Origin of the sequence: Roseateles sp. So40a (assembly GCF_048081605.1) — a bacterium.
GTDB lineage: Bacteria > Pseudomonadota > Gammaproteobacteria > Burkholderiales > Burkholderiaceae_C > Roseateles.
Window position 1 is genome coordinate 1,880,710 of record NZ_CP182288.1, and the last position, 24,558, is coordinate 1,905,267.

29 protein-coding genes and 1 tRNA gene are annotated in these 24,558 nt (G+C 67.5%); 23 read left to right on the plus strand and 7 right to left on the minus strand.

Annotated features, from left to right (window positions below):
• Positions 1-5: 5 nt before the first annotated feature.
• The gene (locus tag ACNI65_RS08645; RefSeq protein ID WP_416762416.1) at positions 6-1,715 is read right to left on the minus strand and encodes a rhodanese-like domain-containing protein; all 1,710 of its coding nucleotides are present in this window, start codon (positions 1,713-1,715) and stop codon (positions 6-8) included.
• A 31-nt stretch (positions 1,716-1,746) separates the two neighbouring features.
• Complete coding sequence (locus tag ACNI65_RS08650; protein ID WP_416762417.1) at positions 1,747-2,739, minus strand: aliphatic sulfonate ABC transporter substrate-binding protein; 993 nt, start codon at positions 2,737-2,739, stop codon at positions 1,747-1,749.
• Positions 2,740-2,940: 201 nt separating this feature from the next.
• On the opposite strand from ACNI65_RS08650, the gene ACNI65_RS08655 reads away from it, so the two are divergent.
• On the plus strand, positions 2,941-3,405 hold the full coding sequence (locus ACNI65_RS08655) for a hypothetical protein (RefSeq protein WP_416762419.1): 465 nt from the start codon (positions 2,941-2,943) through the stop codon (positions 3,403-3,405).
• 20 nt (positions 3,406-3,425) lie between these two features.
• Here ACNI65_RS08655 and ACNI65_RS08660 read toward each other — a convergent pair whose 3' ends face one another.
• The 5 genes from ACNI65_RS08660 to ACNI65_RS08680 form a co-directional block, all read right to left on the minus strand.
• A complete protein-coding gene (locus ACNI65_RS08660) occupies positions 3,426-3,590 on the minus strand; it encodes a hypothetical protein (protein WP_416762420.1) in 165 nt (54 codons plus the stop codon).
• A gap of 199 nt (positions 3,591-3,789) precedes the next feature.
• Positions 3,790-4,104, minus strand: a complete 315-nt coding sequence (locus ACNI65_RS08665) for a hypothetical protein (protein WP_416762421.1) — start codon at positions 4,102-4,104, stop codon at positions 3,790-3,792.
• Entirely contained in the window at positions 4,104-4,331 is a 228-nt protein-coding gene (locus ACNI65_RS08670) for a hypothetical protein (protein WP_416762422.1), read from the minus strand. Before ACNI65_RS08670 ends, ACNI65_RS08665 begins: the two co-directional genes overlap by 1 nt.
• 65 nt (positions 4,332-4,396) lie before the next feature.
• Positions 4,397-4,969, minus strand: a complete 573-nt coding sequence (locus tag ACNI65_RS08675; RefSeq protein WP_416762423.1) for a hypothetical protein — start codon at positions 4,967-4,969, stop codon at positions 4,397-4,399.
• Complete coding sequence (locus ACNI65_RS08680; protein ID WP_416762425.1) at positions 4,966-5,355, minus strand: SCO4402 family protein; 390 nt, start codon at positions 5,353-5,355, stop codon at positions 4,966-4,968. The genes ACNI65_RS08675 and ACNI65_RS08680 overlap by 4 nt, the downstream gene beginning before the upstream one ends.
• A gap of 204 nt (positions 5,356-5,559) precedes the next feature.
• On the opposite strand from ACNI65_RS08680, the gene ACNI65_RS08685 reads away from it, so the two are divergent.
• The 22 genes from ACNI65_RS08685 to nuoF all read left to right on the plus strand — a co-directional run bounded on the left by ACNI65_RS08685 (position 5,560) and on the right by nuoF (position 24,552).
• Positions 5,560-6,027, plus strand: coding sequence for a low molecular weight protein-tyrosine-phosphatase (locus tag ACNI65_RS08685; RefSeq protein ID WP_416762426.1), 468 nt, complete (start codon positions 5,560-5,562; stop codon positions 6,025-6,027).
• A 167-nt stretch (positions 6,028-6,194) separates the two neighbouring features.
• The gene (locus ACNI65_RS08690) at positions 6,195-6,728 is read left to right on the plus strand and encodes a Fe-S cluster assembly transcription factor (RefSeq protein WP_416762428.1); all 534 of its coding nucleotides are present in this window, start codon (positions 6,195-6,197) and stop codon (positions 6,726-6,728) included.
• 57 nt (positions 6,729-6,785) lie between these two features.
• Positions 6,786-8,006: an IscS subfamily cysteine desulfurase gene (locus ACNI65_RS08695; RefSeq protein ID WP_416762429.1), complete on the plus strand. Its 1,221-nt coding sequence runs from the start codon at positions 6,786-6,788 to the stop codon at positions 8,004-8,006.
• Between the two features lie 44 nt (positions 8,007-8,050).
• Complete coding sequence (gene iscU, locus ACNI65_RS08700) at positions 8,051-8,449, plus strand: Fe-S cluster assembly scaffold IscU (RefSeq protein ID WP_416762430.1); 399 nt, start codon at positions 8,051-8,053, stop codon at positions 8,447-8,449.
• A gap of 10 nt (positions 8,450-8,459) precedes the next feature.
• Complete coding sequence (gene iscA / locus ACNI65_RS08705) at positions 8,460-8,783, plus strand: iron-sulfur cluster assembly protein IscA (protein WP_067067084.1); 324 nt, start codon at positions 8,460-8,462, stop codon at positions 8,781-8,783.
• Positions 8,784-8,831: 48 nt separating this feature from the next.
• On the plus strand, positions 8,832-9,347 hold the full coding sequence (gene hscB / locus ACNI65_RS08710; RefSeq protein WP_416762431.1) for a Fe-S protein assembly co-chaperone HscB: 516 nt from the start codon (positions 8,832-8,834) through the stop codon (positions 9,345-9,347).
• 67 nt (positions 9,348-9,414) lie between these two features.
• The gene (hscA, locus tag ACNI65_RS08715) at positions 9,415-11,283 is read left to right on the plus strand and encodes a Fe-S protein assembly chaperone HscA (RefSeq protein ID WP_416762432.1); all 1,869 of its coding nucleotides are present in this window, start codon (positions 9,415-9,417) and stop codon (positions 11,281-11,283) included.
• 35 nt (positions 11,284-11,318) lie between these two features.
• Positions 11,319-11,657, plus strand: coding sequence for an ISC system 2Fe-2S type ferredoxin (gene fdx / locus ACNI65_RS08720; RefSeq protein ID WP_343630507.1), 339 nt, complete (start codon positions 11,319-11,321; stop codon positions 11,655-11,657).
• Positions 11,658-11,672: 15 nt separating this feature from the next.
• A complete protein-coding gene (gene tsaD, locus ACNI65_RS08725; RefSeq protein ID WP_416762434.1) occupies positions 11,673-12,731 on the plus strand; it encodes a tRNA (adenosine(37)-N6)-threonylcarbamoyltransferase complex transferase subunit TsaD in 1,059 nt (352 codons plus the stop codon).
• Positions 12,732-12,772: 41 nt separating this feature from the next.
• Complete coding sequence (locus tag ACNI65_RS08730; protein ID WP_416762436.1) at positions 12,773-14,050, plus strand: branched-chain amino acid ABC transporter substrate-binding protein; 1,278 nt, start codon at positions 12,773-12,775, stop codon at positions 14,048-14,050.
• A gap of 198 nt (positions 14,051-14,248) precedes the next feature.
• Positions 14,249-14,518 carry a 30S ribosomal protein S15 gene (gene rpsO, locus ACNI65_RS08735; RefSeq protein WP_416762437.1) on the plus strand — a complete coding sequence of 90 codons (270 nt, stop codon included), beginning with the start codon at positions 14,249-14,251 and terminating at the stop codon, positions 14,516-14,518.
• Between the two features lie 297 nt (positions 14,519-14,815).
• Entirely contained in the window at positions 14,816-16,954 is a 2,139-nt protein-coding gene (pnp, locus tag ACNI65_RS08740) for a polyribonucleotide nucleotidyltransferase (RefSeq protein WP_416762438.1), read from the plus strand.
• Between the two features lie 39 nt (positions 16,955-16,993).
• A complete protein-coding gene (locus tag ACNI65_RS08745; RefSeq protein WP_416762439.1) occupies positions 16,994-17,980 on the plus strand; it encodes an NAD(P)H-quinone oxidoreductase in 987 nt (328 codons plus the stop codon).
• 66 nt (positions 17,981-18,046) lie between these two features.
• A complete protein-coding gene (gene tpiA / locus ACNI65_RS08750; RefSeq protein WP_416762440.1) occupies positions 18,047-18,787 on the plus strand; it encodes a triose-phosphate isomerase in 741 nt (246 codons plus the stop codon).
• A gap of 34 nt (positions 18,788-18,821) precedes the next feature.
• On the plus strand, positions 18,822-19,202 hold the full coding sequence (gene secG / locus ACNI65_RS08755) for a preprotein translocase subunit SecG (protein ID WP_416762441.1): 381 nt from the start codon (positions 18,822-18,824) through the stop codon (positions 19,200-19,202).
• A 132-nt stretch (positions 19,203-19,334) separates the two neighbouring features.
• Positions 19,335-19,419, plus strand: a tRNA-Leu gene (locus ACNI65_RS08760).
• Between the two features lie 290 nt (positions 19,420-19,709).
• Entirely contained in the window at positions 19,710-20,069 is a 360-nt protein-coding gene (locus ACNI65_RS08765) for an NADH-quinone oxidoreductase subunit A (protein WP_091724279.1), read from the plus strand.
• Between the two features lie 178 nt (positions 20,070-20,247).
• A complete protein-coding gene (locus ACNI65_RS08770) occupies positions 20,248-20,724 on the plus strand; it encodes a NuoB/complex I 20 kDa subunit family protein (protein WP_067273441.1) in 477 nt (158 codons plus the stop codon).
• A 20-nt stretch (positions 20,725-20,744) separates the two neighbouring features.
• Positions 20,745-21,341 (plus strand): NADH-quinone oxidoreductase subunit C, encoded by a 597-nt coding sequence (locus tag ACNI65_RS08775; RefSeq protein WP_416762442.1) that lies wholly within the window; start codon positions 20,745-20,747, stop codon positions 21,339-21,341.
• A 2-nt stretch (positions 21,342-21,343) separates the two neighbouring features.
• The gene (locus tag ACNI65_RS08780) at positions 21,344-22,600 is read left to right on the plus strand and encodes an NADH-quinone oxidoreductase subunit D (RefSeq protein WP_416762444.1); all 1,257 of its coding nucleotides are present in this window, start codon (positions 21,344-21,346) and stop codon (positions 22,598-22,600) included.
• Between the two features lie 44 nt (positions 22,601-22,644).
• Entirely contained in the window at positions 22,645-23,142 is a 498-nt protein-coding gene (gene nuoE, locus ACNI65_RS08785) for an NADH-quinone oxidoreductase subunit NuoE (RefSeq protein WP_416763596.1), read from the plus strand.
• 12 nt (positions 23,143-23,154) lie between these two features.
• Positions 23,155-24,552 carry an NADH-quinone oxidoreductase subunit NuoF gene (nuoF, locus tag ACNI65_RS08790; protein WP_416762445.1) on the plus strand — a complete coding sequence of 466 codons (1,398 nt, stop codon included), beginning with the start codon at positions 23,155-23,157 and terminating at the stop codon, positions 24,550-24,552.
• Positions 24,553-24,558 lie beyond the last annotated feature (6 nt).

The window sequence follows — 24,558 nt, forward strand, 5'->3', positions numbered from 1 at the left end:
GCGGCTCAGCCCTCGATGGGGCGGAAGAAGTGCGTGCCGTCGCGCTCGAGTTGCGCGACCAGGCCGTACTCCCAGTCCAGGTAGGCCTGCATCGCCGCGCGCGGGTGATGGGTGCCCTCGTAGGGGCGCCGGTAGCGGTCATCGCGTGGGAACGCGAGCCGCGGATTGGCCGATTCGATCGGGAATCCCGCGTCATACCAGGCCGTGGTGCCGCCTTCGAGCACGAGCAGCTCGCGGCCCTCGGCCGCCAGCTCCGCGGCGAGGTCGGCGGCCACGAAACGCGGCAGCACGCCGAGGTTGCCGGTCAGCACGACGCGCCGCGACGGCGGGATCACGTCGCGCAGCGCCTCGGCCAGTCGCGCGCGGGGACTCCACCACGCGCCCGGGATGTGGCGCACGACGTAGGTGATGCTCGGCGCGACGTCGACCACGACCGTCTCCGGATGCTCGCGATCCGCATCCTCGCCGCGCCAGCGCGCGAGCTCGGCCGGCGTGATCGTGGCCACGGTCGGCGAGAGCGGCTGCGGCGGCAGGTCCGGGCCGGTCTCGGTGTGCGAGGCGGGATCCGGCGGAAGCACGGCGACCTCCCAGCCCATCTGCGCCAGCCAGGCCGCGGCCATCGGCGCGCGCACGCCGTCGTCGTCGCTGAGCACGATCCGCGCGCCCCGCACGGGCACATGGTGATCGGTCTCCTGCACGAGCTGCCCACCCGGCGCGTGGCGGAAGCCGGGGCGATGTCCGCGGGCGTACTCGGTGGCGCCGCGCACATCGAAGCGGTAGGTGCTGCGGCGCGGATCGGCGAGCCAGTCGGCGAGCACCCGTGAGTCGATGCGCTGGACATGCGCGCGGCGGGCGAGCGCCGCGGCGCCCTCGCGGGCGGCGTCGAGCTCGCCCAGCGGCACGTCCTCGTGTGAGCGGCCCTGACCCTGCGCGAGCGTCAGCCCGGCGAGCGTCCACCCGATCGTGCCGTTGCGCAGCGCGACGACGGGATTGGGCACGCCCGCGTCGATCAGCGACTGCGCGCCGATCAGGCTGCGGGTGCGTCCGGCGCAGTGCACGACGATGGTCGTGGCGGGATCGGGCGCGAGGTCACGCGCGCGGCGCACCAGCTCGCCACCGGGCACGCTGATCGAGCCGGGCAGGCTCATGGTGCGGTACTCGTCGAAGCGGCGGGCGTCCAGCAGCACGAGATTGCCGCCGAGCGAGCGCCTCGCGTTCACCTCCTCGGCGGAAAGCGACGGCGTGTGGCGGCGGGCCTCGACGAGCTCACCGAAGGCCTTGCTCGGGACGTTGACGTCGCGGAAGAGCTCGAGGCCGGCGTCGCGCCAGGCGGCCAGTCCGCCATCGAGCAGTGCGACGTCGGTGTAGCCGAGCGACTGCAGCTTGCGCGCGGAGGCGGCGGCCACGCCTTCGCCGTTGTCGTAGATGACCAGCGGCACGTCGCGGCGCGGCAGGCGACCCCAGGCATCGAGTTCCAGCCGGGACGCGGCGAGGTTGGCGGCCCACAGCGGATGGGCCTCGGCGTAGGCGGCTTCCTCGCGGACATCGAGCAACGCGATCTCGACCCGCGCGAGCAGCGCCGCGCGGACATCGGCCACGCTGCGGGTGGGCAAGGGCGCGGGATGCCGGGGTGAGGGCGGGCGCGCGAGCGCCGAGGTCGAGGCCGAGATCGCGGTCGACGCGGAGGTGGTGGTGTCGGGATGCAGGACGGACATGGACAAGCTCCTGGCGATGGGTGGGCCGCGGTCAGGCGGGCTTCCAGACCGGCGATTCCTGGATGGCGACGCGGCGCGGCAGGATCTGGGCGCCGCTGAAGGCGTCGGCGATGCGTTGCTGCTCGGAGAGCGATTCGGTGTCGACGGGGCGCACGGCGTAGCTTCGGCGTTCGTTGGCGGCGGCGACGATGGTCGGGTCGAGTCCCAGCACTGGCGCGTGCCAGTCGGCCGCGGCGGCGGGGTTCTTCTTGACCCACTCGCCGGCGCGCTGGAGTTCGTCATAGACGCGCTGCAGGACCTCGGGGTTCTGTTGGGCGAAGGACGTGGCGGCGAGATAGAAGCGGCGATAGGCGGCGATGCGGGTGCCGTCGACGAGCAGCCGCGCGCCGGACTGGCGCTGGACGGCGGCTAGGAAGGGATCCCAGACGACCCAGGCGGCGATGGCGCCGTTCTCGAAGGCGGAGCGGCCATCGGCGGGGTTGAGGTAGGCGGGTTCGATGTCGCGGATGGAGAGGCCGGCCTGGGCGAGGGCCTCGAGCAGCAGGTAATGCGCGCCGGCGCCCTTGGCGAAGCCGATCTTCCTGCCCTTGAGCTGGGCGACGGAGGTGATGGGCGAGTCCTTGCGCACGACGATGGCCTGCGCGGTGGGCGAGGGCGTCTCGATCGCGTAATAGGTGAGCTTGGCGCCGGCGGCGAGCGCGAAGGGCGGCACCGCGTCGGCGACGTCGGCGCTGAGGTCGAGCGCGCCGATGTTGAGGGCTTCGAGGAGCGGCAGGCCCGAGGTGAATTCATGCCACTGGACCTTGACCTGCTGCGGCGCGAGGGCGGTCTCCAGGATGCCGCGCGACTTGAGGAAAAGCGTCAGCGTGCTGGACTTCTGATAGCCGATGCGCAGGGTCTTGGCGTCGGCGGCGCGGACGGGGAAGGCGGGCAGGGCGGCCACGCCGGCGAGCGCGGCGGTGTGGGTGAGCCAGCGGCGGCGGGAGGGGGCGTCAGGGAGCGAGGTGTCGGACGGGGAGGACATGGCGGCGGGCTCGACGAGCGCAAAGCGTGTGAATGCCGCAGCCTAGGGATGCCGCCGTGGGGGAGGAAGGAAGGAAAGTGAGGATCGATAGATGCGGGGTGACATCACTCGAATAAGCCAAGTGAAACTCCGGGTGAAGAGCAGCGATGCGACTCGTAGAGTGGCTGCTTTCGACCCCACGGCGCTTGGCGCCGAGCTCCCATGAACATTGGAATCCGCGCGTCTCGCGCGATCTGCTTCGGTGCCGCGTTGGGATGCTTCTCCGCGACGACGGCTTGGGCGGGAGGCGCTGGGCCGGAACGGCTTCCCGCCGCGCTCATCGACGCGCGCTTCTACGCATGGGGAGCGGTGGGAACGCCAGGTCAGGTCTCCGCGGAGGAGTTGGCCGCGCGTGACGTGGCGACGCACTGGACGGCCCAGCAGATTCGCGCCGGGTTGTCGAGCGCGAACGCGGAGGGGCGGCTGTTCCTGCTGTGCGTGGCGCGGCGCAACTTTCCGGATGCCTACGCGGGGTTGAAGAAAAGCGCCGGAATCCGGAGTGACGAAAAGGTCAGCCTGTTCTCCGGCAACGTGCTTCAGCAAGTCACGGCCGGAGAAGTGATGGCGCAGTTTGAATCCAGCGGGTGCGAAGCGCTGGGTTGGCCGGTTGGCGGGAAGGCGCGCTGACCGCCACGGGCGTTCTGCAATCAGCGAGCCGGAGGCGTCTCTCGCTTGTCCGTGGTCGCAGGCGCGGTCGACGGCGCCTTGTCGGTGTCCAGTGCCCACTCGAGCAGCTTCGCGGTCTTCTCGTCGCCGAGGTCGATCAGCTGCAGGCGGGCGGCACGGACGGTTTCGATTTGCGTGAGGCTCATTGAAGGCTCCTGGGTGAAGTCGCAGTCCTGAGGCAAAAGGTGATCCCGCGTGGTCACCGTTCGGCGAAGAGCAGGATCAATCGAACTTGAAGCGTACGTCCTCGGGCATTGATTGGCGCCATGAATCTGTGACGCCTTGCTTCATGGCCATCGCTCAGAGGTGTGCCCATTCTTGATGGGGCTTATCTGCAGCTCGCTGTCAAGAGCGGCTGTCGAATCGGTCGTCTTCGGGTCGCTCTGTCTTGAAGCGCATCAGCAGCCCGACCTCCAGAAGCTTCACGGATCGCTGGCTTGAAAGCTTGAAGGGGAATCGCTCCAGCAACGACACGAGTGACTCGTACGCAATGCCGTACTCGCCGGCGTGTTCGATCCATTCCTGGACCTGGGCCATCTGTTCCGGGAAGCTCAGCAGGTCCTTGGGGAACGTTGCGTCGACGTGCTCTTGTTGTCTGACCTCGGAGAGGATCTCAGAAAGGTTGGCTTCCACCAGGACCGATGCGGGGACCTCGTTCATCATTGATTCAGGTCATCAGCGGCCACCCTCAAGCGTTCCAGGAACTCGCTCAGGGGAACTCGGTTCCTCAAACGTCCATCCTTGTCCGGGAACGAGATGCAAACGGCTTCACGCCCATCCTCGCGGTCAAGCAGCAACAAGAACTGAGCATCGTGGTGCAGCTCTGCGACCAGATGCTCATGGTCGGGGTCGCTCAATACGATGGTGTCCCATCCCTCACTTCTCATGGCGCTTCCTTCTCGGTTTCACGTTGCCTGCGACCTTGGCGCACCGCGCGCATCGCTCGTTCCCGTCATGTCGCACGCTCCCGGAAACGTCGAATGGACATGGCAGCCCAACATCTCCAGTCGCTCGCGAGTGCAGCCTCGATGGCAGGTAGTCCCTCGGCGTTCTGGGCTTCATGGAGGTCGAGTTCAGGGCCGCAGGCCAGGACGGCAGTGTCGAACACACCGCTTGCCCAAGCCGCGAGGCGAAGCATGGCTTGCGTCGCCAGGCCCGCGTCGCCGAGCCATGCAGCATCGAGCGAGACGCTGATCACGCTGGCCTGCGAGCGGGCGTCGATCGAGATGCTCTGCCTTGCTCCTGCGCTCGATGCCATCGAGAAGTAGGCCACCAGGAGCGAGTGGGGCGTGATCGGGGCCGCGACCAGATCCTGGGCTTGCTCCCATGAGGATGCCGTCTGGCTCACCGCGCCGCAGTCAATGCGCAGGGCCTCGATCAACCGGTGCGGCTGTCCCGATGACAGACCTGCCACGATCGCTTGAATCGACGACCAATGCTCGGAGGGGTCGAGCAGTCGGTCGCCGACGCACAGGACAGTCAGGCGTCCCAATCTAAGCGGCCCACCTGCCGCTTCGACGATCACAGCGGCACCTTCTCGGAATCGGGGATGACCGCCAGGGCTGCCCCTGCCGCTTCGACCACCGCCGCCCATTCAGGCGTCGCGATGTATTCAGCATCCGAGAGACCGTTGCCGTGCTTCACCAAGACGGCGTCGATTGCCTCGATGACTGCAGTGACCAGATCCGCCTCCGACCTGTCGCGCAGCATCCATCCGATGTTGTCGTAGGGGTCCCGCTGAAGCGTGGAGTCATCGAAGAAGAAGTGCACGGCGTAGTCGAATTCGTCGTGGACGACCTTCCCCCAGGAACGTCCCTCGACCCAGACATGTTGCTGGTACTCCTTGCTTGAGAGCGCGAAGAGATTGGCGACGAGTTCCGCGCGTTGTTCGGGCGACTGGATGTGGGTCATGGCGATGGCATCGGATCACATCGACCTCGATGTCGCCTACCCCGGCTTCCCCTAGGCCCGGGGACAGAGCCAATCGATCACCGCCTTCGCACTCGCCGACGGGGCGCGGTCCGCGCTCACCGACACGTGATACGGGCGGCCGTCGAGGCGATCGCGGTGGTCTCCGGCGGGGAGGAGCGGTGACGAGCGCCACAATCTCGCCCCATGCCCACCCCCGAGCTCTCCATCCTGTTCGTCTGCACCGGCAACATCTGCCGGTCCCCCACCGCCGAGGGTGTCCTCCGCCACCAGCTGGAGGCGCTCGGCATCGCCGACCGGATCCGGGTCGACTCGGCCGGCGTTCAGGGCTGGCATGCGGGCGAAGCCCCCGATGAGCGCTCCCAAGACCACGCCCGAAAAAGGGGCTATGAGCTCTGCGACCAGCGGGCGCGCGCGCTTCGCCCCGATGATTTCGAACGCTTCGACCTGCTCGTCGCCATGGACGCCGGCCATCTGCGCGAACTCCGCCGCCGCTGTCCTGCTGCGTTGCAGCACCGGATTTCCCTGCTTCCAGGGGACATCGAGGTCCCGGATCCCTATTACGGTGGACCCGACGGCTTCGAGCATGTGCTGGACCTCCTGGAGTCCGGCTGCCAGCGTCTAGCGCAAATCGCGCTCGCCCGCCTGGCCTGAACAGGCCCCCGCGCCACCTGTCGGGGCTAACCCGAGCAAGCCTTTTCTTAATTGAGTAAAATGGTCGGACTTAGCGGGGTTAACCCTGCTCCGTGAGTCGACCCGGCGTCAGCCGAGCCGCCGCCTCCATGTCCTGAAGCCCGATACGGGCGCCAAGGAGAAGTTCGATGCGTCTCACCACCAAAGGCCGTTTTGCAGTCACCGCGATGATCGATCTGGCCCTGCGCGAAAACAGCGGCCCCGTCGCGCTGGCCGCGATCAGCCAGCGCCAGCAGATCTCGCTGTCCTACCTGGAACAGCTGTTCGGCAAGCTCCGGCGCCATCAACTGGTCGAATCCACCCGCGGCCCGGGCGGCGGCTACTCCCTGGGTCGCCGCTCCGATGAGATCACCGTCGCCGACATCATCGTCGCCGTCGACGAACCCATCGACGCCACCGGCTGCGGCGGCAAGGAAAACTGCATGGGCGAGGACAACGGCCGCTGCATCACGCACGACCTCTGGACCGCGCTGAACAACAAGATGATCGAGTTCCTCGACTCGGTCACCCTGCGCAAGCTCGTCGACGACCAGCTCGCCAAGGGCGTCACCGTCGAGGAGGCGCCCATCAAGCGCGCCATCTCCAGCACCCCCGTCGTCAAGCCCATCCGCATCACCGCGCCGAACTCCGTCTTCGCGCTCGGCAACGCGATGAGCAAGTGAGCCCGGTCCGCCGGTCCCCGTCATACCGATTCAGTAGTCGATAAGAAGAACGTTCCCATGGACATGACCCCGCACTTCCCCATCTACATGGACTACGGCGCCACCACGCCGGTGGATCCGCGCGTCGTCGACGCGATGATCCCGTGGCTGCGCGAACACTTCGGCAATCCGGCGTCGCGCAGCCATGCCTGGGGTTGGGAAGCGGAAGAAGCCGTGGAGAACGCGCGCGGCCAGGTCGCCGCGCTGATCGGCGCCGACCCGCGCGAGATCGTCTGGACTTCCGGTGCCACCGAGTCCAACAACCTCGCCATCAAGGGCGCCGCCAACTTCTACCAGTCCCGCGGCAAGCACCTGATCACCGTGAAGACCGAGCACAAGGCCGTGCTCGACACCACGCGTGAACTGGAGCGCCAGGGCTTCGAGGTCACCTACCTCGACGTCAAGGAAGACGGCCTGATCGACCTGGACGTGCTCAAGGCGGCCATCCGCCCCGACACGATCCTGATCTCGGTGATGTTCGTGAACAACGAGATCGGCGTGATCCAGGACATCCCGACCATCGGCGCGCTGTGCCGCGAGAAGGGCATCGTCTTCCACGTCGACGCCGCGCAGGCCACCGGCAAGGTCGAGATCGACGTCACCACGCTGCCCGTGGACCTGATGAGCTTGGCCTCGCACAAGTCCTACGGCCCCAAGGGCATCGGCGCGCTGTACGTGCGCCGCAAGCCGCGCGTGCGCCTGGAAGCGCAGATGCACGGCGGCGGTCATGAGCGCGGCCTGCGCTCGGGCACGCTGCCCACGCACCAGATCGTCGGCATGGGCGAGGCCTTCCGCATCGCCCGCGAGGAAATGGCCACCGAGCTGCCCCGCATCAAGGCGCTGCAGCAACGCCTGCTGGACGGTCTCAAGGACATCGAGCAGGTCTTCATCAACGGCGACCTCGAGCGCCGCGTGCCCCACAACGTCAACGCCTCGTTCAACTACGTCGAGGGCGAGTCGCTGATCATGGGCATCAAGGGCATCGCCGTGTCGTCGGGCTCGGCCTGCACGTCCGCCAGCCTGGAACCCAGCTACGTGCTGCGCGCCCTGGGCCGCAGCGACGAGCTGGCGCATTCCTCGCTGCGCATGACGATCGGCCGCTTCACGACCGAAGAGGAAATCGATTACGCCGTCTCGCTGCTCAAGGACCGTGTCGCCAAGCTGCGCGAGCTGTCCCCGCTGTGGGACATGTACAAGGACGGCATCGATCTGAGCACCATCCAGTGGGCCGCTCATTGATCTGATCCCCAGGACACCTGAACAAGAGACGTTGGAGAACTGACATGGCATACAGCGACAAGGTCATCGACCACTACGAGAACCCCCGCAACGTGGGCGGTTTCGACAAGGGCGACGAATCGGTGGGCACCGGCATGGTCGGCGCACCGGCCTGCGGCGACGTGATGAAGCTGCAGATCAAGGTGAACCCGGCCACCGGCCTCATCGAGGACGCGAAGTTCAAGACCTACGGCTGCGGCTCGGCGATCGCCTCGAGCTCGCTGGTCACCGAGTGGGTCAAGGGCAAGACGCTCGACGAGGCGCTGTCCATCAAGAACAACCAGATCGCGGAAGAGCTGGCGCTGCCGCCGGTCAAGATCCATTGCTCGATCCTGGCCGAGGACGCCATCAAGGCCGCCGTGGACGACTATCGCGCCAAGCACGGCGCTGCCGTCGCAGCCTGAGGTTCCCGCGATGTCCGTCACCCTGACCGAAGCCGCCGCCCGGCACGTCACGCGCTACATCGCCAAGCGCGGCCGCGGCGTGGGCGTGCGCCTGGGCGTCAAGACCACCGGCTGCTCCGGCCTGGCCTACAAGCTGGAGTACGCCGATGAGGTCGCCCCCGAGGACGTGATCTTCGAGGGCCACGGCGTCAAGGTGCTCATCGATCCGAAGAGCCTGCCTTACCTGGACGGCACCGAGCTGGACTTCGTCCGCGAAGGCCTGAACGAGGGCTTCAAGTTCCGCAATCCGCGTGAGAAGGACCGCTGCGGCTGCGGTGAATCCTTCCGAATCTGATCTCGCACGCGAAAAAGGGCGCGGCCACGGTGCCGCGCTTTTTTGTTCATGAAACTCGACGACGACGACTTCACCCTGTTCGGGCTGCCGCAGCGCTTCGCGCAAGGCGGCGCCGAGATCGCGGAGCGCTGGAAGGCGCTCGCGGCGAAGGTGCATCCCGACCGCTTCGCCGCGGACGGCGCGGCCTCTCAGCGCCTGGCGATGCAGTGGTCGTTGCGTGTCAACGAGGCGCATCAGCGCCTGCGCGATCCGCTCAAGCGTGCTGCCTATCTCTGCGAACTGCGCGGCGCGCCCATCCAGGCCAACGAGAACACCCGCATGCCGGCCGCGTTCCTGATGGAGCAGATGGAGTGGCGCGAGTCGCTCGACGACGCGAAGACCCCCGACGCCATCCTGGCCATCGACCGCCAGGTCGCCGAGCGCGAGAGCGCGCTGCTGGCCCAGGCCGGCCGCCAGCTCGATGAGACCGGCGACGCCCCGGGCGCTGCCGAGACCGTGCGCGCGCTGATGTTCCTGACGCGCTTCCGCGCCGACATCGACCGTCGACTGGACACGCTGTCCTGATCAGGATGTCCTGATCACGCTGCCCTGAACCCGCTTCCCCGACATTCCAAGAACACGTCCCCACACCATGGCCCTGCTGCAGATCTCCGAACCCGGCGCGTCGCCCGATCCCCATCAGCGTCGCATCGCCGTGGGCATCGACCTGGGCACGACGCACTCGCTCGTGGCGGCGATGCGCCATGGCGTGGCCGAGTGCCTGCCCGATGACGCGGGCCGCGTGATCCTGCCCTCGGCCGTGCGTGTGATGCCCGAAGGCCGCCGCCAGTTCGGCTACGACGCGCTGGCCGCGCAGGCCGAGGACCCCGAGAACACCATCGTCTCGGTGAAGCGCTTCATGGGCCGCCGCGTCGAGGACGTCGCCAACCGCGACAAGCTGCCGTATCGCTTCGAGGACACGCCGGGCATGTTGAGCCTGGCCACGCGCGAGGGCCTGAAGTCGCCCGTCGAGATCAGCGCCGAGATCCTCGCCACGCTGCGCCAGCGCGCCGAGGACACCTTCAACGACGACCTGTTCGGCGCCGTCATCACGGTGCCCGCGTACTTCGACGACGCGCAGCGCCAGGCCACGAAGGACGCCGCTCAGCTCGCGGGCCTGAACGTGCTGCGCCTGATCAACGAGCCCACCGCCGCCGCGATCGCCTACGGGCTGGACAACGGCAGCGAGGGCCTCTACGCCGTCTACGACCTCGGCGGCGGCACCTTCGACATCTCGCTGCTGCGCCTGACGAAGGGCGTCTTCGAGGTCGTGGCCACCGGCGGCGACGCGCAACTGGGCGGTGACGACTTCGATCGCCTGCTGGCCGACTGGGCGTTGGCGCAGGCGGGCCTCAGCGCGAGCAGCGCCGCCGACAAGCGCCGCGTGCTGGTCGCCGCGCGCCAGGCCAAGGAGTCGCTGACGGACCGCGAGCGCGTGACGCTCGCCGCCGCGCTCGATGCCGGCGCGCTGAACGTCGAGGTCACGCGCGCGCAGTTCGACGAACTCGCGCAGCCGCTGGTCAACAAGACGCTGCTGGCGGTGCGCCGCGTGCTGCGCGACGCCAAGGTCGGCGCCGACGAGGTGCAGGGCACGGTGATGGTCGGCGGCTCCACGCGGATGCCGATCGTGCGCCGCGTCGTGGGTGAGCTCTTCGGTCGCGAGGTGCTGACCAACCTGAACCCCGACGAGGTCGTGGCGCTGGGCGCCTCGGTGCAGGCCAATCAGCTGGCGGGCAACAGCGCCGATGGCGAGATCCTGCTGCTGGACGTGATCCCGCTGTCGCTGGGTCTGGAGACGATGGGCGGGCTGGTCGAGCGCATCATCGAGCGCAACGCCACCATCCCCGTGGCGAAGGCGCAGGACTTCACCACCTTCAAGGACGGCCAGACCGCCCTGGCCGTGCACGTGCTGCAGGGCGAGCGCGAGCTGGTCAGCGAGTGCCGCTCGCTCGCGAGATTCGAGCTGCGCGGCATTCCGCCGATGGCCGCCGGCGCCGCCCGCATCCGCGTGACCTTCCAGGTCGATGCCGACGGCCTGCTGAGCGTGCAGGCGCGCGAGCTGGGCTCGGGCGTCGAGGCCGCGGTGCAGGTCAAGCCGAGCTACGGCCTGTCCGACGACCAGATCGCCACCATGCTGCGCGAGGGCTTCGCCAGCGCCGAGGCCGACATGGCCGCGCGCAAGCTGCGCGAGGCGCGCGTGGAAGCCGAACGGATGATCCTCGCGACGCAGTCCGCGCTGCGCGCCGACGGCGACCTGCTCAGCGACGCCGAGCGCGCCGAGATCGCCGCGCTGCAGGCCGACCTGCTCGCCAAGGCGCAGGCCGAGGACGCCGTCGCCGACGCCAATGCCATCGACGCCGCCGTCGAGGCCCTGGCCAAGGGCACCGAGGCCTTCGCCGCCGCGCGCATGAACCGCGGCATCCAGCAGGCCCTGACCGGCCGCAGCATCGATCAGGTCTGAACGCGAGCCGACGCCGCCAGCTTCAAGGACATCCCATGCCCGTCATCAAGATCCTTCCCCATCCCGAATACGCGCCCGAGGGCAAGAGCATCGAGGCCCCACCCGGGACCACGATCTGCGAGGCGCTGCTCGACAACCACGTCGACATCGAGCACGCCTGCGACCAGGTCTGCGCCTGCACCACCTGCCACGTGATCGTGCGCGAGGGCTTCGCGTCGCTGTCCGAGATGGAAGAGAACGAGGAAGACATGCTGGACCGCGCCTGGGGCCTGGAGCCCAACTCGCGCCTGTCCTGCCAGGCGATCCTGTCCAACAAGGACGTGACGGTCGAGATCCCCAAGTACTCGATCAACCACGCCAAGGAAAACCATTGAGCGGCGCCTGATCCCATGCGAGTCCTCGGCATCGAATCCTCCTGCGACGAGACCGGCGTGGCTCTGGTCGATGCGTCGGGCGACGGCGTGCCGGCGCTGCTCGCGCACGCGCTGCACAGCCAGATCTCGATGCACCAGGCCTACGGCGGCGTGGTGCCCGAGCTCGCCTCGCGGGATCACATCCGCCGCGTGCTGCCGTTGACGCGCGAGGTGCTCGCGAGCGCGGGTTTGTCGCTGGCCGATGTCGACGTCGTGGCCTACACGCAAGGGCCTGGACTGGCCGGCGCGCTGCTGGTGGGCGCGGGCGTGGCGGCCTCGCTGGGCGCGGCACTCGATCGGCCGGTGATGGGCATCCATCATCTCGAGGGCCATCTGCTGTCGCCCTTCCTGTCGGCCGATCCGCCGGAGTTTCCGTTCGTCGCGCTGCTCGTGTCGGGTGGCCACACGCAGTTGATGCGCGTGGACGATGTCGGCAGCTACGAGCTGCTCGGCGAGACCATCGACGACGCCGCGGGCGAGGCCTTCGACAAGTCGGCCAAGCTGCTCGGCCTGCCGTATCCGGGCGGTCCGCATCTGTCCAGGCTGGCGGAGCAGGGCGATCCCGAGGCCTTCGCGCTGCCGCGTCCGCTGCTGCACAGCGGCAAGCCCGACTTCAGCTTCGCCGGTCTGAAGACCGCCGTGCTGACGCAGGTCCGCAAGCTCGAGGCCCAGGACGGCGGCATCACCGAGCCGCAGCGCGCGGACCTCGCCGCGTCGACGCAGGCGGCGATCGTCGAGGTGCTCGTGAAGAAGGCGATGCTCGCGCTCAAGGAGACCGGGCTGAAGCGCCTGGTCGTCGCGGGCGGCGTCGGCGCCAACAAGCATCTGCGCGAGCAGCTCAACGCGATCTGCGAGAAGCGCCGCGTGCGCGTGCATTACCCCGAGCTGCACCTGTGCACCGACAACGGCGCCATGATCGCGCTGGCCGCCGGGCTTCGGCTGCAGCGCGACATGGCCGCGCTGACGCGCGGCGGCGGCTTCGAGGTCAAGCCGCGCTGGGACCTGTCGCAGCTGAACGGCCCGGCCGCGCTGTGAGGCGCTGGACGAGGCGGGCGGCGGTCGCGCTGACCGCCGTGATGACCGCCGTGATGACCGCCGCGATGGCTGCATCCACGATCGCTGCTCCCGCGGTCGCAACTGCGAAGCCCGCAGCCGAGCCCATCCGGCTCGCGCTGATCGAAGGGCTCTCGGGGCCGCTGGGCAATGGCGGCGAGGCCGTCTTCCGCAACCTGATCTGGGCGACCGAGCGCGTCAATGCGCGCGGTGGCGTGAAGCTGCCCGGCGGCGCGCGACCGCTCGCGCTGGTGCGTTTCGACAGCAAGGGCTCGGTGGAGGAGTCGTTGTCGCTGCTGCGCGCCGCGACCGACCAGGGCATCCCGGTCGTGCTCCAGGGCAACAGCTCGGCGGTGGCGGGCGCGATGATCGCGGCGCTCGACAAGCACAACGCGCGCGAGCCCTCGCGCCGCGCGCTCTTCCTGAACTACGCCGCCGTCGACCCGGGGCTGACGGGCGCGCAATGCAGCTTCTGGCATTTCCGCTTCGATGCCCACACCGACATGCGGCTGGCCGCGCTGGTCGAGGTCATCGCGCAGGATCAGCGGCTCAAGACGATCTACCTGATCGGCCAGGACTACAGCTTCGGCCAGCACCTGCGCGAGCAGGCGAGGGCGATGCTCGCGGCGCGCCGGCCCGATCTGCGCATCGTCGGCGATGAGCTGCATCCGCTGGGCCGCGTGAAGGACTTCCTGCCCTACGCGACCAAGATCCGCGCCAGCGGCGCGCAGGCGGTGCTCACCGGCAACTGGGGCAACGACCTGACGCTGCTGATCAAGGCGGCCAGGGACATCGGTCTCGACGCGCGCTTCTACACCTTCTACGGCAACGCGCTGGGCGTGCCGGGCGTGCTGGGCGAGGCCGGCGTCGACCGGGTGCTGGCGGTGGCCGAATGGCATCCCAACGCCGGCACCGCGGTTGCGGAGCGCTTCTACGGCGCCTTCCGCCAGCGTTTTCCCAAGCCCGAGCACGACTACCTGCACGCACGCATGCAGTTGATGATCGAGATGCTCGTCGCCGCGATGGAGAAAGCCGGATCGACCGATCCGAAGGCCGTCGCCACGGCGCTGGAGGGCTTGCGCGTGGACGGCCGCCCGCTGGGCGTCGCGCACCAGGGCGTGATGCGCGCCGGCGACCATCAATTGCAGCAGCCGCTGTACGTCAGCGTGATGCGGCGAGCGGGCGAGGCCGGCGTGCAGCATGACAACGAGGGCTCGGGCTACGGTTTCCGCACGCTGAGATATCTCGACGCGGACCAGGCGGCGCAGCCCTCGACTTGCCGCATGAAGCGGCCCGACTGAGCGCGTAATTCCAAAAGCCACTCTTCTGGGTTACACTGCGCGCTGTTTTGCCCGGTCCGTCCGGGTGAACGATGAGCACGGCACGGGTCGGTTTCACCTGTGACCGCAAGTCAATCCTCGGAAACCGTCTGCGCACTTGTCGCCTTCATCGGCCATGCCGGCGGACCTTCCGAATCATTCCGGAACAAGGAACGCACCATGTCCATGGACAACCAGAAGAAGGCCGACATCGTCGCCGCCAATGCCCGCAGCGCCAGCGACACCGGCTCGCCCGAAGTGCAAGTGGCCCTGCTGACCGCTCGCATCAACGAGCTGACCCCCCACTTCAAGCTGCACGCCAAGGACCACCACGGCCGCCGCGGTCTGCTGAAGATGGTCAACAAGCGCAAGAGCCTGCTGTCCTACCTGAAGAACAAGGACGCCGAGCGTTACACCGCCCTGATCCAGAAGCTGGGTCTGCGCAAGTAATTCGCGCGTGAATGCAAAGAGCCTGATTGGTCCCATTCCAACAGGCTCTTTGTCGTTTCTGCGAGCCGCCGCCGGAGTGTTCCGGCCGGCCGCCGCGCCGGGCCTTCCCGTGGTGGGAAACCCGGCGATCCGACAGACGGAGTCGGGCTGACGTGGCAGTGATGTGTCATTCCAATGCGCTTGCCGGCAAGGACCGGTCAAGCAGGCGCTCTGGAATGGCATCCCGCCAAACCCAGCTTCACTCCCGGTTTCGCGCCGCACCGCGAGCGGCGCATGCCTGAACTGAGGAGAACTCGAATGAGCATGTTCAACAAGGTCACGAAGACCTTCCAATGGGGTCCGCATCAAGTCGTGATGGAGACCGGCGAGATCGCCCGTCAATCCTCCGGCGCCGTGCTGGTCAACATCGAGGACACCGTGGTGCTGGCGACCGTCGTCGCCAAGTCCTCGCCCAAGGCCGGCCAGGACTTCTTCCCGCTGACCGTCGACTACATCGAGAAGACCTACGCCGCCGGCAAGATCCCCGGCAGCTTCTTCAAGCGTGAAGGCCGTCCGAGCGAGCTCGAGACCCTGACCTCGCGCCTGATCGACCGCCCGATCCGCCCGCTGTTCCCCGAAGGCTTCTTCAACGAAGTCCAGGTCGTGGTGCACACGGTGTCGCTGAATCCTGAAGTCCAGGCCGACATCGCCGCCCTGATCGCCACCAGCGCCGCGCTGGCCATCTCCGGCATCCCGTTCAACGGCCCCATCGGCGCCGCGCGCGTGGGTTACGTCAACGGCGAGTACGTGCTGAACCCGGGCAAGACCCAGCTGATCGACTCCAAGCTGGACCTGGTCGTCGCCGGCACCGAAGCCGCCGTGCTGATGGTCGAATCCGAAGCTGACCAGCTCAGCGAAGACATCATGCTGGGCGCCGTGACCTACGGTCACGACCAGGGCAAGATCGCCATCGCAGCGATCAACGAGCTGGTCCGCGAAGCCGGCAAGCCGTCCTGGAACTGGACCGCGCCGGCCAAGGATGAAGCCTTCATCGCCAAGGTCACCGCCCTGGCCGAGGAAGAGCTGCGCGCCGCCTACCAGATCCGCTCCAAGCAGGCCCGCACCGAGGCCTGCCGCAGCGCCTACGCCAAGGTCAAGGCCGCCCTGACCGAAGAAGGCACTGCCTTCGACGGCGTGGAAGTCGACGGCCTGCTGTTCGAGATCGAAGCCCGCATTGTGCGTGGCCAGATCCTGGCCGGCGAGCCCCGCATCGACGGCCGCGACACCCGCACCGTGCGCGCCATCGAGATCCGCAACAGCGTGCTGCCGCGCGCTCACGGCTCGGCGCTGTTCACCCGCGGCGAGACGCAGGCGCTGGTCGCCGCGACGCTGGGCACCGACCGCGACGCGCAGACCATCGACGCGCTGGCCGGCGAGTACTCCGAGCGCTTCATGCTGCACTACAACATGCCTCCGTTCGCCACCGGCGAGACGGGCCGCGTGGGCAGCCCCAAGCGCCGCGAGATCGGTCACGGCCGCCTGGCCAAGCGCGCGCTGGTCGCAGTGCTGCCGACCAAGGAAGACTTCCCGTACTCGATCCGCGTGGTCTCCGAGATCACCGAGTCGAACGGCTCGTCGTCGATGGCTTCGGTCTGCGGCGGCTGCCTGTCGCTGCTGGACGCCGGCGTGCCGCTGAAGGCGCACGTCGCCGGCATCGCCATGGGCCTGATCAAGGACGCCAACCGCTTCGCCGTGCTGACCGACATCCTGGGCGATGAGGATCACCTGGGCGACATGGACTTCAAGGTGGCCGGCACGACCGCGGGCATCACCGCGCTGCAGATGGACATCAAGATCCAGGGCATCACCAAGGAGATCATGCAGGTCGCCCTGGCGCAGGCCAAGGAAGCGCGTCTGCACATCCTGGAGAAGATGGTCGACGCGATGGGCTCGGCCAACACCGAGATCTCGCAGTTCGCGCCCCGCCTGTACACGATGAAGATCAATCCGGAGAAGATCCGTGACGTGATCGGCAAGGGCGGCGCGACCATCCGCGCGCTGACCGAAGAGACCGGCACGCAGATCGACATCGCCGAAGACGGCACGATCACGATCGCGTCGACCGATGGCGACAAGGCCGAGCTGGCCAAGAAGCGCATCGAGCAGATCACGGCGGAAGCCGAGATCGGCAAGGTCTACGAAGGCCCGGTCACCAAGATCCTGGACTTCGGCGCGCTGATCAACATCCTGCCGGGCAAGGACGGTCTGCTGCACATCAGCCAGATCGCCCACCAGCGCGTGGAGAAGGTCACCGACTTCCTGAGCGAAGGCCAGATCGTCAAGGTCAAGGTCCTCGAGACGGACGAGAAGGGCCGCATCAAGCTGTCGATGAAGGCGCTGCTGGACCGCGACGCGGCCCCGGCCGCTCCGCATCACGGCGAAGGCTCGGCCGAGTAATCGGCCCGGTCTCCGGCCACGACGCCCGCGCATCGCCCCATGAAGGCCATCGCCATCACCCAGCCCGGAGGACCTGAGGTCCTCCAGCTGATCGAACGCGCCGACCCCGTCGCCGGGGTGGGCGAGTGCCTGATCCGCGTGTCGGCCTACGGCATCAACCGTCCGGACGTGTTGCAGCGCAAGGGAGCCTATCCGGCGCCCGCCGGCGCGAGCGACCTGCCGGGACTGGAGGTCGCGGGGGTGGTCGAGTCGGGTGACGCGCAGGCGCTGGCCGAGGCCGGCCTGAAGGTCGGGGACGCGGTCTGCGCGCTGGTGGCCGGCGGCGGTTACGCCGAGCGGTGCGTCGCGCCGGTGGCCCAGTGCCTGCCGGTGCCCGCGGGCTGGTCGATGGTCGAGGCGGCGAGCCTGCCGGAGACCTTCTTCACCGTCTGGAGCAACGTCTTCGAGCGGGCCCGCCTGCAGCCGGGCGAGAGCCTGCTGGTGCATGGCGGCAGCTCCGGCATCGGCGTCACGGCGATCCAGATCGCCAAGGCGCTGGGCTCGACGGTGCTGGTCACCGTCGGCAACGCGGACAAGGCCAAGGCCTGCCTGGCGCTCGGCGCCGATGTCGCGATCAACTATCGCGACGAGGACTTCGTCGAGGCCGTGAAGGCCGCAACGAATGGCCGTGGCGTGGATGTGATCCTGGACATGGTCGCCGGCAGCTATGTCGCGCGCAATGTGCAGTGCCTGGCCGACGACGGCCGCGCCGTGATCATCGCGGTGCAGGGTGGGGTGAAGGCGGAGTTCGACGCGGGCCAGGTCTTGCGCCGCCGCCTGACGATCACCGGCTCCACGCTGCGTCCGCGTCCGATCGCGTTCAAGGCCGGCATCGCCCGCGCGCTGCGCGAGCGGGTCTGGCCGCTGCTCGAGTCCCGCGCGATCGCGCCGGTGATCTACCGGCAGCTGCCGGCGTCGGAAGCCGCCGCGGCGCACGCGCTGATGGAATCGGGCGAGCACGTCGGCAAGATCGTGCTGAGCTGGTGAGCGGGTGGGCGGTTTCGCTCAGCTGCAGGATTTTTCAGAAGTTCCGGATTCAAGGGAGTTGATCTGATGCGCAAGAAACTGGTGGTCGGCAACTGGAAGATGCATGGCACCCGTGCATCCAACGCCGTGCTGCTGGCGGGCCTCAAGGAAGCGGGCCCGTGGAACGCCCAGGTCGCCGTGTGCGTGCCGTTCCCGTACATCACGGACACGGCGCTCGCGCTGACCGGCACGCAGGTGGCGTACGGCGCGCAGGACGTCTCCACGCACGAGCAGGGCGCCTACACGGGCGAGGTCTCGTCGGCGATGCTGGCGGACCTCGGTTGCCGTTACGCGATCGTCGGTCACTCGGAGCGCCGCGCGTACCACGCCGAAGGCGATCAGTTGGTCGCCGACAAGGCCAAGGCCGCGCTGGCGCATGGCGTCACGCCGATCGTGTGTGTCGGCGAGACGCTGGCCGAGCGCGAGGCGGGCCGCACCGAGGAAGTCGTCAAGCGCCAGCTCGCGGCCGTGATCCACACGCTGACGCATTGCATCGGCGAGATCGTGGTGGCGTATGAGCCGGTCTGGGCGATCGGCACCGGCCTGACGGCCACGCCCGAGCAAGCCCAGCATGTGCATGCGCTGCTGCGTCAGCAGTTGCGCGCGGCCACGCAGAAGGCCGATCAGATGCAGATCCTGTACGGCGGCAGCGTCAAGCCCGACAACGCCGTCCAACTGTTTGCGCAGCCCGACATCGACGGCGGCCTCATCGGAGGCGCCGCGCTGAAGGCGGCGGATTTCGCGGCGATCTGCCGCGCGGCCGGCTGAAGCCCGGCGTTCAAGGTTCCTGGAGAAAGAAGCAATGCAAGTGATGATGAACCTCGTGCTGGTGCTGCAGCTGATCGCGGCCCTGTCGATGATCGGTCTGGTGCTGGTGCAGCATGGCAAGGGCGCGGACATGGGCGCCTCGTTCGGCAGCGGTGCCTCGGGCTCGCTGTTCGGCGCGACCGGCAGCGCCAACTTCCTGTCGCGCTCGACCGCGGTCGCCGCGACGATCTTCTTCGTCGCCACGTTGGCGCTGGCCTACATGGGCAGCCATCGTGACGGCGGCATCGGCTCGGGCCCGTCCGCCGGCGAACAGCTGCTGGACCGCGCCGCGACCCCGTCCGCACCGGCCTCGGCCGCCGTGCTGCCGGGCGCGTCGATCGCTCCGGCCGCGCCTGCCTCCGGCGCGTCCAACTGACAGACGTGGGCGGCAAGCGCAAGGACCTGAAGAAAATTGCTTTGGTTTTCTATTTGGCCTCAGAAAGCTGTATAGAATTCGAGGCTGTCTGAAACGCGAGCCGTCAAGACAAGTCACTGAAGGGTGACACAAGCCGACGTGGTGAAATTGGTAGACACGCTATCTTGAGGGGGTAGTGGCGAAAGCTGTGCGAGTTCGAGTCTCGCCGTCGGCACCAGAATAAATCGGCCTGCCATGGTCTTCACGATCTAGCCGGAAAGCCGGATCGAAGTGAACAAGCAGGGCGAAGGACCCAGGGAGACCAGCGACGCGAAACGCGTGTGCGAAAACCCTGGGGACAAGGCGGGCGCGGTCCGTGAGCGATTGGATAATCGCTGGCGGCGCGCCCGTTGCTTTTGCCGAATCGTTGGTCGGCCCCGGCCCGCCAAACTTCGGTGACACGTCGGGAATCGGTTTTGCAGCGCGCCTGCGCCAATATCGGACCCGGCCATACAACGAGAGCAAGTCGTGAGCCTGGAACAATACCTGCCCGTCATCCTTTTCATCCTGGTCGGTTGCGGAGTGGGTATCGCCCCGCAAGTGCTGGGTTTCCTGGCCGGCCCGCGTCGCCCTGACGCGGCGAAGAACAGCCCCTACGAGTGCGGCTTCGAGGCCTTCGAGGACGCGCGCATGAAGTTCGACGTGCGCTACTACCTCGTCGCCATCCTCTTCATCCTCTTCGATCTGGAAATCGCCTTCCTGTTCCCGTGGGCGGTCTCGCTGCGCGAGATCGGTCCTGAGGGCTTCTGGGCGATGATGATCTTCCTGGGCATCCTGGTCGTGGGCTTCGCCTACGAATGGAAGAAGGGCGCGCTCGACTGGGAGTGACGACCCGACGGCGGGCCCGTGTGTGACGCACCGGGCCCGTGAACGCATCAGGACACGGCGCCCGTTCAGGGCGCGTGTCCGTTAGGGAAGGGCAACGCGTCAAGGTGGCGTCAATGCGTGTTCGCTGCCGCGGCTCGAGGGTCCTTCTCCGCTGATCTCGAAAGATTGGAAATTCGATATGGGTAACGAAGGCGTAATGAAGGAAGGCTTCATGACCACCCAGCTGGACAAGCTGGTGAACTGGTCCAAGACCGGTTCGTTGTGGCCGATGACCTTTGGTCTCGCCTGCTGCGCGGTCGAGATGATGCATGCGGGCGCGGCCCGTTACGACATCGACCGCTTCGGCATGCTGTTCCGTCCGAGCCCTCGCCAGTCCGACCTGATGATCGTGGCCGGCACGCTGTGCAACAAGATGGCTCCGGCGCTGCGCAAGGTCTACGACCAGATGGCCGAACCCCGCTGGGTGCTGTCCATGGGCAGCTGCGCCAACGGCGGCGGTTACTACCATTACAGCTACTCGGTGGTGCGCGGCTGCGACCGCATCGTCCCGGTCGACGTCTATGTCCCGGGCTGTCCGCCGACCGCCGAGGCGCTGCTCTACGGCATCCTGCAGCTGCAGGCCAAGATCCGTCGCGAGAACACCATCGCTCGCTGAGCAGAAGCAGGCTGATTCCCATGACCATGAAACTCGACACCCTGCAGGCGGCGCTGCAATCCGTTCTGGGCGACCAGATCGTGGCGCTCAAGCGCGAGCTGGGCGAAATCACCATCACCGTCGCGGCCAAGGATTACTTCGCCGTGGCCAAGCTGCTGCGCGACCACTCGGAGCTGCGCTTCGAGCAGCTGATCGACCTGTGCGGCGTGGACTACTCGACCTACAAGGATGGTGCCTATGACGGCGCGCGTTTCGCGGTCGTGTCGCACCTGCTGTCGATCAACAAGAACTGGCGCCTGCGCGTGAAGGTCTTCGCGCCCGAGGACGACTTCCCGTCGGTGGCCGCGGTGACCCCGATCTGGAACGCCGCCAACTGGTTCGAGCGCGAGGCGTTCGACATGTACGGGATCATCTTCGAGGGTCATGAGGACCTGCGCCGCATCCTGACCGATTACGGCTTCATCGGTCACCCGATGCGCAAGGACTTCCCGGTGTCGGGTCACGTCGAGATGCGCTATGACCCCGAGCAGAAGCGCGTGGTCTACCAGCCGGTGACCATCGAGCCGCGCGAGATCACCCCGCGCGTGATCCGCGAAGACAACTACGGGGGCCTGTGAGCATGCCAGCCGAAATCAAGAACTACACCCTGAACTTCGGTCCGCAGCATCCGGCCGCCCACGGCGTGCTGCGCCTGGTGCTGGAGCTCGACGGCGAAGTCATCCAGCGCGCCGACCCGCACATCGGCCTGCTGCACCGCGCCACCGAGAAGCTGGCCGAGACCAAGACCTTCATCCAGTCGCTGCCCTACATGGACCGCCTCGACTACGTGTCGATGATGTCCAACGAGCACGCGTACTGCCTGGCCATCGAGAAGATGCTGGGCATCGAGGTGCCCGAGCGCGCGCAGTACATCCGCGTGATGTTCGGCGAGCTGACTCGCATCCTCAATCACCTGCTCTGGCTGGGCGCGCACGGCATCGACTGCGGCGCGATGAACATCCTCATCTACTGCTTCCGCGAGCGTGAGGACATCTTCGACATGTACGAGGCGGTCTCGGGCGCGCGCATGCACGCGGCCTACTTCCGTCCGGGCGGCGTTTATCGCGACCTGCCGGACGCGATGCCGCAGTACAAGGTCAGCAAGATCAAGAACCAGAAGGCCATCGACAAGCTCAACGAGAACCGTCAGGGCTCGCTGCTCGATTTCATCGAGGACTTCTGCAACCGCTTCCCGGCCAACGTCGACGACTACGAGACGCTGCTGACCGACAACCGCATCTGGAAGCAGCGCACCGTGGGCATCGGCGTCGTCACGCCGGAGCGCGCGCTGAACCTGGGCCTGACCGGCCCGATGCTGCGCGGCTCGGGCATCGCCTGGGACACCCGCAAGACCCAGCCGTACGACGTGTACGGCAAGATGGACTTCGACATCCCCATCGGCACCAACGGGGACACCTACGACCGCTACTGCGTGCGCGTCGAGGAGATGCGCCAGTCCAACCGCATCGTCCAGCAGTGCGTGAAGTGGCTCAAGGCCAACCCCGGTCCGGTCATCACCGACAACCACAAGGTGGCTCCGCCGTCGCGCGTGGCGATGAAGACCAGCATGGAAGAGCTGATCCACCACTTCAAGCTGTTCACCGAAGGTTTCCGCGTCCCCGAGGGCGAGGCCTACGCGTCGGTCGAGCATCCGAAGGGCGAGTTCGGCATCTACATGATCAGCGACGGCGCCAACAAGCCGTACCGCCTGAAGATCCGCGCCCCGGGCTATTCGCACCTGGCCGCGCTGGACGAGATGGCCCGTGGCCACATGATCGCCGACGCGGTGGCCGTGATCGGCACGATGGACATCGTGTTCGGTGAAATTGACCGTTGAGTGGTGAAGCGATGAGCAGCACTGAAATTGCAAGCACCGGGTTCGTGCTGAGCGAGGCCACCGCGGCCCGCTTCGCGCGCGAAGTCGCCAAGTACCCGGCCGAACAGGCCCAGTCGGCCGTGATGGCCTGCCTGTCCATCGTCCAGCAGGAGCAGGGCTTCGTGTCCCGCGAGGCGGAAGACGCGATCGCCGATTACCTCGGCATGCCCGCGATCGCCGTCTACGAGGTCACGACCTTCTACAACATGTACAACCAGCGCAAGCTGGGCGTGTTCAAGCTCAACGTCTGCACCAACCTGCCGTGCCAACTGCGCGACGGCCAGAAGGCGCTGGACCACCTGTGCTCGAAGCTGGGCGTCGAGGCCGGCGGCACGACCGCCGACGGCGTCTTCACCGTGCAGCAGAGCGAGTGCCTGGGCGCTTGCGCCGACTCGCCGGTGATGCTGGTCAACGACCGCCAGATGCTGAGCTTCATGAGCGCCGAGCGTCTGGACGAGCTGGTGGATGCGCTCAGAGCGCACCACGCCGCCAACAAGAACTGAGGGACCTGGACGATGACGAACATCGCGAACATCGACCTCTCGAAGTGGCAGGCCACGGGCGTCGAGACCTGCTTCCACGACCGCAACATCACCCCGCAGATCTACGCGGGCCTCGATGGCAAGAACTGGTCGCTGAAGGACTATGAAGCGCGCGGCGGCTACCAGGCGCTGCGCAAGATCCTCGCCCAGGGCGAGGGTCAGGGCATGACCTCCGACCAGGTCATCGCCGAGGTGAAGGCGTCGGGCCTGCGCGGCCGCGGCGGCGCCGGTTTCCCGACCGGCCTGAAGTGGAGCTTCATGCCCCGCCAATTCCCCGGCGCGAAGTACCTCGTCTGCAACAGCGACGAGGGCGAGCCGGGCACCTGCAAGGACCGCGACATCCTGATGTACAACCCGCACATCGTCATCGAAGGCATGGCGATCGCGGCGTACGCGATGGGCATCAAGGTCGGCTACAACTACATCCACGGCGAGATCTTCGAGGTCTACGAGCGCTTCGAGGCGGCCCTGGAAGAGGCGAGAGCCGCGGGCCTGCTGGGCGACAACATCCTGGGCAGCAACTTCAGCTTCCAGCTGCACGGCCACCACGGCTTCGGCGCCTACATCTGCGGCGAGGAAACCGCGCTGCTGGAATCGCTGGAAGGCAAGAAGGGCCAGCCCCGCTTCAAGCCGCCGTTCCCGGCCTCGTTCGGCCTGTACGGCAAGCCCACCACCATCAACAACACCGAGACCTTCGCGGCGGTGCCCTGGATCATCCGCAACGGCGGCCAGGCCTACCTCGAGGTCGGCAAGCCCAACAACGGCGGCACGAAGATCTTCTCGATCTCCGGCGACGTCGAGCGTCCGGGCAACTACGAGATCCCGCTGGGTACCTCGTTCGAGAAGCTGCTCGAGCTGGCCGGCGGCATGCGCGGTGGCCGCAAGCTGAAGGCGGTCATCCCCGGCGGCTCGTCCGCCCCGGTGCTGCCCGCGGACGTGATGATGCAGTGCACGATGGACTATGACTCCATCGCCAAGGCCGGCTCGATGCTGGGCTCGGGCGCGGTCATCGTGATGGACGAGACCCGCTGCATGGTGACGAGCCTGCTGCGCCTGTCCTACTTCTACGCGCACGAGTCCTGCGGCCAGTGCACCCCGTGCCGCGAGGGCACGGGCTGGATGCACCGCGTGATCGAGCGCATCGCCCACGGCAAGGGCCGCGTCGAGGACATCGACCTGCTGAACTCCGTGGCCGACAACATCCAGGGCCGCACCATCTGCGCGCTGGGCGACGCCGCGGCGATGCCGGTGCGCGCGATGCTCAAGCACTTCAAGGGCGAGTTCATCGCGATGATCGAGCAAGCCCAGCAGAACAAGGCGCCCGGCGCGTCGTCCCCGTCCGCCGCGGCCAAGTCGCCGGCGCACGCCTGATCCGGA

Coding starts and splice junctions, on each gene's coding strand:
- ACNI65_RS08660 (WP_416762420.1), bottom strand. CDS start 3,590: ATGAGCCTCACGCAAATCGAAACCGTCCGTGCCGCCCGCCTGCAGCTG.
- ACNI65_RS08685 (WP_416762426.1), top strand. CDS start 5,560: ATGCCCACCCCCGAGCTCTCCATCCTGTTCGTCTGCACCGGCAACATC.
- ACNI65_RS08775 (WP_416762442.1), top strand. CDS start 20,745: ATGACCATGAAACTCGACACCCTGCAGGCGGCGCTGCAATCCGTTCTG.
- secG (WP_416762441.1), top strand. CDS start 18,822: ATGCAAGTGATGATGAACCTCGTGCTGGTGCTGCAGCTGATCGCGGCC.
- tsaD (WP_416762434.1), top strand. CDS start 11,673: ATGCGAGTCCTCGGCATCGAATCCTCCTGCGACGAGACCGGCGTGGCT.
- tpiA (WP_416762440.1), top strand. CDS start 18,047: ATGCGCAAGAAACTGGTGGTCGGCAACTGGAAGATGCATGGCACCCGT.
- ACNI65_RS08645 (WP_416762416.1), bottom strand. CDS start 1,715: ATGTCCGTCCTGCATCCCGACACCACCACCTCCGCGTCGACCGCGATC.
- pnp (WP_416762438.1), top strand. CDS start 14,816: ATGAGCATGTTCAACAAGGTCACGAAGACCTTCCAATGGGGTCCGCAT.
- rpsO (WP_416762437.1), top strand. CDS start 14,249: ATGTCCATGGACAACCAGAAGAAGGCCGACATCGTCGCCGCCAATGCC.
- hscB (WP_416762431.1), top strand. CDS start 8,832: ATGAAACTCGACGACGACGACTTCACCCTGTTCGGGCTGCCGCAGCGC.
- ACNI65_RS08695 (WP_416762429.1), top strand. CDS start 6,786: ATGGACATGACCCCGCACTTCCCCATCTACATGGACTACGGCGCCACC.
- nuoF (WP_416762445.1), top strand. CDS start 23,155: ATGACGAACATCGCGAACATCGACCTCTCGAAGTGGCAGGCCACGGGC.
- ACNI65_RS08780 (WP_416762444.1), top strand. CDS start 21,344: ATGCCAGCCGAAATCAAGAACTACACCCTGAACTTCGGTCCGCAGCAT.
- ACNI65_RS08745 (WP_416762439.1), top strand. CDS start 16,994: ATGAAGGCCATCGCCATCACCCAGCCCGGAGGACCTGAGGTCCTCCAG.
- ACNI65_RS08690 (WP_416762428.1), top strand. CDS start 6,195: ATGCGTCTCACCACCAAAGGCCGTTTTGCAGTCACCGCGATGATCGAT.
- hscA (WP_416762432.1), top strand. CDS start 9,415: ATGGCCCTGCTGCAGATCTCCGAACCCGGCGCGTCGCCCGATCCCCAT.
- ACNI65_RS08655 (WP_416762419.1), top strand. CDS start 2,941: ATGAACATTGGAATCCGCGCGTCTCGCGCGATCTGCTTCGGTGCCGCG.
- ACNI65_RS08670 (WP_416762422.1), bottom strand. CDS start 4,331: ATGAGAAGTGAGGGATGGGACACCATCGTATTGAGCGACCCCGACCAT.
- iscU (WP_416762430.1), top strand. CDS start 8,051: ATGGCATACAGCGACAAGGTCATCGACCACTACGAGAACCCCCGCAAC.
- ACNI65_RS08665 (WP_416762421.1), bottom strand. CDS start 4,104: ATGAACGAGGTCCCCGCATCGGTCCTGGTGGAAGCCAACCTTTCTGAG.
- ACNI65_RS08650 (WP_416762417.1), bottom strand. CDS start 2,739: ATGTCCTCCCCGTCCGACACCTCGCTCCCTGACGCCCCCTCCCGCCGC.
- ACNI65_RS08770 (WP_067273441.1), top strand. CDS start 20,248: ATGGGTAACGAAGGCGTAATGAAGGAAGGCTTCATGACCACCCAGCTG.
- ACNI65_RS08680 (WP_416762425.1), bottom strand. CDS start 5,355: ATGACCCACATCCAGTCGCCCGAACAACGCGCGGAACTCGTCGCCAAT.
- ACNI65_RS08730 (WP_416762436.1), top strand. CDS start 12,773: ATGACCGCCGTGATGACCGCCGCGATGGCTGCATCCACGATCGCTGCT.
- fdx (WP_343630507.1), top strand. CDS start 11,319: ATGCCCGTCATCAAGATCCTTCCCCATCCCGAATACGCGCCCGAGGGC.
- iscA (WP_067067084.1), top strand. CDS start 8,460: ATGTCCGTCACCCTGACCGAAGCCGCCGCCCGGCACGTCACGCGCTAC.